The sequence below is a fragment of the Parafrankia elaeagni genome (genome assembly GCF_000374165.1).
Lineage (GTDB): Bacteria > Actinomycetota > Actinomycetes > Frankiales > Frankiaceae > Parafrankia > Parafrankia elaeagni.
This window is the reverse complement of record NZ_KB893673.1, coordinates 1-6,680: the sequence shown is the minus strand read 5'-3', so window position 1 is coordinate 6,680 and position 6,680 is coordinate 1. Positions and strand designations below refer to the sequence as shown.

General features: G+C 70.0%; 5 protein-coding genes. 1 reads left to right on the top strand and 4 read right to left on the bottom strand.

The window, feature by feature from the left end:
- Positions 1-146 precede the first annotated feature (146 nt).
- The gene (locus tag B207_RS0104230; RefSeq protein ID WP_018635269.1) at positions 147-860 is read left to right on the top strand and encodes an ABC transporter ATP-binding protein; all 714 of its coding nucleotides are present in this window, start codon (positions 147-149) and stop codon (positions 858-860) included.
- Positions 861-1,149: 289 nt separating this feature from the next.
- Here the strand turns inward: B207_RS0104230 and B207_RS0104225 are convergent, their stop codons facing one another.
- From B207_RS0104225 to B207_RS0104210, 4 genes are all read right to left on the bottom strand, one after another.
- On the bottom strand, positions 1,150-1,473 hold the full coding sequence (locus tag B207_RS0104225) for a Rieske (2Fe-2S) protein (protein ID WP_018635268.1): 324 nt from the start codon (positions 1,471-1,473) through the stop codon (positions 1,150-1,152).
- 71 nt (positions 1,474-1,544) lie between these two features.
- Entirely contained in the window at positions 1,545-2,345 is an 801-nt protein-coding gene (locus tag B207_RS0104220) for an SDR family oxidoreductase (protein WP_018635267.1), read from the bottom strand.
- Positions 2,342-3,616, bottom strand: coding sequence for an amidohydrolase family protein (locus B207_RS0104215; protein WP_018635266.1), 1,275 nt, complete (start codon positions 3,614-3,616; stop codon positions 2,342-2,344). Before B207_RS0104215 ends, B207_RS0104220 begins: the two co-directional genes overlap by 4 nt.
- Before the next feature lie 62 nt (positions 3,617-3,678).
- Positions 3,679-6,561: a branched-chain amino acid ABC transporter permease/ATP-binding protein gene (locus B207_RS0104210; RefSeq protein WP_018635265.1), complete on the bottom strand. Its 2,883-nt coding sequence runs from the start codon at positions 6,559-6,561 to the stop codon at positions 3,679-3,681.
- Between the last annotated feature and the right edge of the window lie 119 nt (positions 6,562-6,680).

The window sequence follows — 6,680 nt, the reverse complement described above, 5'->3', positions numbered from 1 at the left end:
CATCGTCAAGGACGGCAAGGTCGAACAGACCAGCGACGGCTACATCCCCATCTTCACCAGGCCATGACCCACCAGGCCATGACCACCACACACGACGGCGGGACCGCGGCCGACCGGCCGCCGAACGTCGAGCGAGGAGGTGCGGCATGACGACCACCACCGAGGTCGCACCCGTGCTGGAGGCGAGGAGCCTCTCGGCCGGGTACCGGCGGGTCCCGTGCGTCCGTGAGGTGAGCCTGGACGTGCGCCCGGGTGAGATCGTCGTCGTGCTCGGCCCGAACGGGGCCGGCAAGACCACGACGCTGCTCACGCTGTCCGGGGCGCTGCCCAGCCTCGGCGGGGAGGTCCACCTGCGGGGCGAGCGGACGGACGCGGCGCTGCACCACCGGGTGCGCGGCGGCCTCGGGATCATCCCCGAGGAGCGGTCGGTCATCTCCCGGCTCTCGGTACGCGACAACCTCCGGATCGGCCCGGGACCCGTCGAGCGTGCGCTCGACCTGTTCCCGGAGCTGCGGCCGCTGCTGCGGCGCCGGGCGGGCCTGCTCTCCGGCGGCGAGCAGCAGATGCTCTCGACCGCGCGGGCCCTGGCCGCCGAGCCGTCGGTCCTCCTCGCCGACGAGCTCTCGCTCGGTCTGGCGCCGAAGATCGTGACCCGGCTCATGCAGGCACTGCGCAGCGCGGCCGACCGCGGCGCGGGGGTGCTTCTCGTCGAGCAGCATGCCCGCCAGGCCCTCGCCATCGCCGACCGCGCGTACATCCTGCGGCGGGGGAGCGTGGTCTGGTCCGGCTCCGCGGACGAGGCCCGGGCGAACCTCCAGGAGATCGAGGGCGCCTACCTCGGCCACGAGGCCGCCGCCTGACGGGACAGCGGTAGCCGAGCACCGGAGAAACGAGGCGGGTGCGTGCCCCTCCGCGGGGCGCGCACCCGCCTTCCGCTGTTCGGGGGAGAGGGGGACAGCGGATCAGCAGCACCGCAGAAGCCGGAGCACAGCAGAAGGCGGAGCACAGCAGAAGCCGGAGCACAGCAGAAGGCGGAGCACAGCAGAAGCCGGAGCACAGCAGAAGGCGGAGCACAGCAGAAGGCGGGCTGTGTGGTGGGGGAACCCGGCCCCGCCACACAGCCCGCCTCGGTAACTGCTGTTCCGCCGGTCAGATCCTGATCTGGACCACCTCGTCCTCCACCCGGACCGGGAACACCATCAGGTCCTGGTTGAACCCGTCCGACGACGACGGGCGCACACACGCTCCGGTACGGACGTCGTACCGGCTCGCGTGCGTCGGGCAGACGATGTAGCAGCCCTCGTCCAGCGCCCGGCCGCCCAGCTTGCTGCCCTGGTGCGGGCAGAGGTTCTGGAAGGCGTAGTACTCGCCCTCCACGTTCGCCACCGCCACCGGGAAACCGTCGACCTCGACGGTCACCGTCTCGCCCGGGCCGATCCAGTCGACCGGCAGGGCGTCGTAGAAATCAGCCACTGCTTCTCCGTGTGCCCCGAGTTCTCCGTGTGCCCCGAGCGCGAAGCCGCCGGCCCCGCGACCGATGCCTGCTAGTAGCTGCGGGCACGGACGACGTCGAGCTTCTGGCCGCGCGGACGGGTCACGATGAACACGTGCACGTCGGCCACGCTCTCGACGGTCTGGCCGCCGTGCTTGCCCATCACCCGCTGGACGGTTCCCTCGGCCTGCAGCCGCGGCCACACCAGGTGGGTGTGCTCCCCGTTGTCCTTCCAGTCGGTCGAGCCGCCGCCCTCACCGAGCGCGACCCCCTGGATCAGGGTGGTGACCCGGATCTCCTCCTTCTCGAACTCCAGGCTCAGCGCCTGGCCGAGCGCCTCGAGGCCCGCCTTTGTCATCTTGTAGACGGCCTCGTAGGGGAAGATCTCGATGGTCACCTCGGACGAGGTGTTGATGATGTCGCCGCCGCCGGCCGCCCGCAGCAGCGGAATCGCGGCCCGGCAGGTGTAGGTCGGGCCCAGCAGGTTGGTTCGCACCTGGGCGAGGATGTCCTGGTCGGCGAGGGACTCGAACGGGCACGGCCGGTGCAGCCCGGCGTTGTTGATGAGGATGTCGAGCTTGCCGAACTGCGCCTCGATGGCCTCGAAGGCGCCGCGCACGCTGTCCGGGTCGCCGACGTCGGTGGTCAGGCCGACGGTGCCCGGCCCGAGCTCGTCCACGAGTGCCTTCAGGCGGTCCGCGCCGCGGGCCAGCAGCACCGTGGTCGCGCCCTCGGCCGCGAAGCGGCGGGCGATGGCGAGCCCCGACCCGCTGGTCGCCCCGGTGACGGCGACGATCCTCCCTGCGAGCTGCCCGCCGCTGGCCGTGCTGGTCATGCTGGCCGTGCTGGTCATGTCAGTACTCCGATCCCCGCCGCCTCGTTGCGGCGGCGCCACTCGTCCTTGGACATACGCGTGGTGTCGACGTTCGCCAGCCGCGCCCGCTCCCGCAGCGCGCCGACGGTGGCCTCCTCCCGCGGGATCTGGGTGAACGGGTCGAACCCGAAGAACCGGCAGGCGTTCTGCCAGGTGATCTTGTGGGTCTCCTCCTCGGTCACCCCGGCCGCGACCAGCTCGTCCCAGAGCAGCTCCGGTGACTCCGGCCAGGTCGTGTCCGTGTGCGGGTAGTCGGACTCCCAGGCGATGATGTCGATCCCGATGTCGTGCCGGGCCTTCAGACCGGACGGATCGGAGATGAAGCAGCCGAGCACGTGCTCACGGAAGATCTCCGAGGGCAGCTTCCCGCCGAAGTCGTTGTGCAGCCACACCTGGTTCTTCACGTGGCGGTCGACCCGCTCCAGGTAGAACGGGATCCATCCGATCCCGGCCTCGGAGAACGCGATCCGCAGGCCCGGGAACTTCTGGAAGACGTGCCCGAACAGCAGGTCCTGCGCGACCAGCGTCATGATCTGGGTCGACAGGATGATGGAGTGGTCCGGCGGCGCCTCCGGCGGAAGCTTCAGCAGGCTCATGCCGCCGCCGATGTGCAGGCAGAGGACGGTGCCCTCCTCGACGACGGCGGCGAGCATCGGATCCCAGTAGCCGGACATCAGACTGGGGTACCCCTGCGCGTGCGGGGCCTCCAGGAAGCTGACGGCCCGGCAGCCCTTCGACGCGAGCCGGCGCACCTCGGCCGTGGCCAGCTCGACGTCCCACATCGGCAGCATGCCGATCGGGATGAAACGCCCCGGCGCCCCGGCGCACCACTCGTCGATGTGCCAGTCGTTGTATGCCTGGAGCATGATGACGGACAGCTTCTTGTCCGGTGCCTCGGCGAACGTCCGGGCGTTGTAGCCGGCCATGCTCGGGAAACACATCGACGCCAGCACGCCGTTGGCGTTCATGTCGTCGACGCGGGCCGCGAGGTCGAAGCAGCCCGGCCGCAGCTCGGTGTAGGTGCCCGGGTCGCGGCCCCACTCCTCGGCCGGCCAGCCGACCGTCGCGGCCATGCCGAACGGCGTGGAGGTGGCGGCGCCCTGAAAGACCCACTGGTCGATTCCCTGGTCGTTGCGAATGACCTTGGGGGCGAGATCGCGGTACTTGGCGGGGACGTGCCTGACGTACATGTCCGGTGGTTCGATCGAATGGTCATCGATGCTGACGAGGATCATGTCCTCTTTCTTCATCGTTTCCCGACCCTTCTCTGTGCTCATCCTGGATGCTCGCCCTAGATTTAGGCCAAGTTTAATTACTTGGCGCGGTCCCCGCCGAGTGTCGCGACATCCGGGATCTCGGGTTTGGTGAGGCCCGGACGCCAGTCCTCGGCCTCCACCTCGGCCGGGTCGCTGTCACTCGGGTCGTCCTCCGCCGCACGCTCCTCACCGAGGTAGGCGGCGATGACCCGTGGGTCGGTGCGGATCTCCGCCGGCGTGCCGGTGGCGATGACGGCACCGAAGTCCATGACCACGAGGCGGTCGCAGACCCGGTTCAGCATCGGCACGTCGTGCTCGACCAGCAGGATGCCGATGCCCCACTCGTCCACCAGGCGGCGCAGCAGGTCGGAGAGCTCCTGCGTCTCGGACTCGTTGAGGCCGGCGGCCGGCTCGTCCAGGAGCAGGATGGACGGCTCGGTCGCGATCGCGCGGGCGATGGCGACCTGGCGGCGCCGGCCGTAGGGCAGCTCGGACGGGATGCGGTCGAGCTCGTCCACCAGCTCGAACATCTCGATGGCGGACCGGGCGGCAGGGGTCAGCTGGGTGCGCCGCGGGTGCACGATGTCGGTGAGGTAGGCGGCCGAATCGCGGGGGTCAGCCGCGGTACGCAGGTTCTCCAACACTGTGAGCTGGTCGAACAGTTCCAGCGACTGGAAGGTCCGGCCGATGCCCAGGCGGGCGCGGCGCCGCGCGTTCAGCGGGTCGATCCGGGTGTCGTCGAGCTCGATCACGCCGCCCTGCACGCGGCAGAACCCGGTCACCGCGTCGATGAACGTGGTCTTGCCGGCGCCGTTGGGGCCCATGAGGCCGACGACCTCGCCGGGCCTGACCTCCAGGGACACTCCGCGCAGCGCGTGGACACCGCCGAACCGCACGGCGGCGTCCCGTACCCGCAGCGTCTTCGGTGCCACCCGGTGCGGGGTCGCGGGCGGAGCGGTGCGGGCCGCGGCTGCCCTCGCTGTCGTGTCCGCGTTCGCTGTGGTGGTCGCCGTCTCCGGCGTGTCCGCATCCGTTGTCGCATCTGCCGTCACGGTGGCCGTGCCGCGGCCGGACCGGGAGAAGCGGGCCACGAGGGCCGCGGGCGGGCGCAGCGTGACCGCACGGGCCACGAGCCCGTTCGGGAACTGGATCAGAGTCGGGGCGAGGAGCGCGGCCAGCGCCAGGGTGACGTACTGGCTGATCTCACTGCTCGGGAAGATCTCACCGAAGATCTTCGGGGTGAGTCCGCCGGCGGTGCTCGCGCCGGCCAGCACGCCGCCGATCAGGAAGCCGACACCGCTGATGACGGTGTTGATGACCACGGCGATCGAGTTGAAGACGTTGAACTGGTTGAAGTCGACATAGGCCGACTTGAACGCGAGCAGGACACCGCCGAGGCCGGCGATGGCCGCGGAGATCGCGAAGGAGTAGAGCTTCGCGCCGTAGACGCTGATGCCGAGGGACGCGGCGGCGCGTTCGTTGCCGCGAACCGCGACCAGCCGCCGGCCGGAGCGGCCGCGCCTGATGTTGGCGGCCACCAGAGCGGCCACGAGCAGGGCCACCAGGCAGACCATGGCGTAGCGTTTCGGATGGCTCACCGGGTCGACGCTCCACCCGAACAGCGCGGGTGGGTCGACGACCGTCCCGGACAGGCCGCCGGTCAGCGGGACGCTCTGGAAGAGCACCGCCTGCAGCGAGTAGGCGAGGCCGAACGTGGCGATGGCCAGGTGAATACCCCTGGTCCGCAGGGCTGGCAGGCCCACCAGGATTCCGACGGGCACCGCCGCGAGGACGCCGATGACCAGGACGAGTAGGAAGGGCAGGCCGTGCACGGCGGCCAGCCGGGAGGCCACATAGCCGCCCCAGCCGGCGAAGGCGAACTGCGCCAGCGACAACTGGCCGCCGTAGCCGGTGACGACCACCAGCGACACGCAGATGACCGCCCCGATGATCGTGGTGGTGAAGGCGTCGGTCCAGTTGTCCGGGGTCGTGACGACCACGAGCGTCGCCACCGCGACGACGGCGGTGAGCACGGCCGGCCGCAGTGCGCCGGTGCCGATCTCGGGCAGCAGTTCGTTCACGTGGCTGCGCAGCGGCAGGCCCCGGCCACGGACGACCAGGACCAGCACCACGACCAGGAACGGGACGGCCTCGCCCCAGCCCGCGGCGTCGACGTAGTTGGTGATCTCGGACTGGGTGACGCCGATGACCAGCGACGCGCCGAGAGCGATCGGGAACGACGCGAAGTTGGCCACCACACAGGTGGCCAGCGCCGGGATGATGAGCATGATCAGCGTGTTGATGTCCAGCCCGGAGATCGGCACGATCAGAATGCCCGCCGCGCCGGCGAGCACCGCGCCGACGGTCCAGTTGACGGCGGCGATCATGTCCGGCGAATGACCGGTGAGCTGGGCGGTGCGTTCGTTCTCGGCGACGGCCGAGGTGACCGCGCCGAACGTGCTGTACCGGTAGATGGCCCACAGGACCGCCGAGACCACCACGGCGATGCCGAGCAGGATGAGCCGGTCCGCGCCCACCGCCGGCCCGCCGAACGGGTGGACCGTGTCGGTCGGCAGGAACGACGGCACCAGCCGGATCTCGCTGCCGAAGATGATGCGGCCGACCTGCTGCAGGGCGACCATCACGCCGAGGGTCGCGATGACCCTGGTCAGGGGAGGCGCGTTCCGCAGCGGCCTCATGATCAACAGGTGCATCAGGGTGCCCATGGCGCCGGCGATGATCAGTGCCAGGACGATCGACGGCACGGTCGGGAGACCCGCCTCGATGTGCAGCTCGTAGAAGGCCAGCGCACCCGCCGCGGCGAACGCGCCATGCGCGAAGTTGACGACACCGGAGCCTCGGTAGACGAGGAGCAGACCCTGGCCCGCGAGAGCATAGATCGCCCCCAGGCCGAGCCCGAGTAACGCGTATCGGATCATTGTTCTGCGTCCCGTTTACTGTTCTCGTGTGTGGTGGTCATGGCCTGGTGGGTCATGGCCTGGTGAAGATGGGGATGTAGCCGTCGCTGGTCTGTTCGACCTTGCCGTCCTTGACGATG

Excerpts from the sequence above, each read along its gene's own strand:
- B207_RS0104230 (WP_018635269.1), top strand. The coding sequence starts at position 147 with ATGACGACCACCACCGAGGTCGCACCCGTGCTGGAGGCGAGGAGCCTC.
- B207_RS0104220 (WP_018635267.1), bottom strand. The coding sequence starts at position 2,345 with ATGACCAGCACGGCCAGCATGACCAGCACGGCCAGCGGCGGGCAGCTC.
- B207_RS0104215 (WP_018635266.1), bottom strand. The coding sequence starts at position 3,616 with ATGAAGAAAGAGGACATGATCCTCGTCAGCATCGATGACCATTCGATC.
- B207_RS0104210 (WP_018635265.1), bottom strand. The coding sequence starts at position 6,561 with ATGATCCGATACGCGTTACTCGGGCTCGGCCTGGGGGCGATCTATGCT.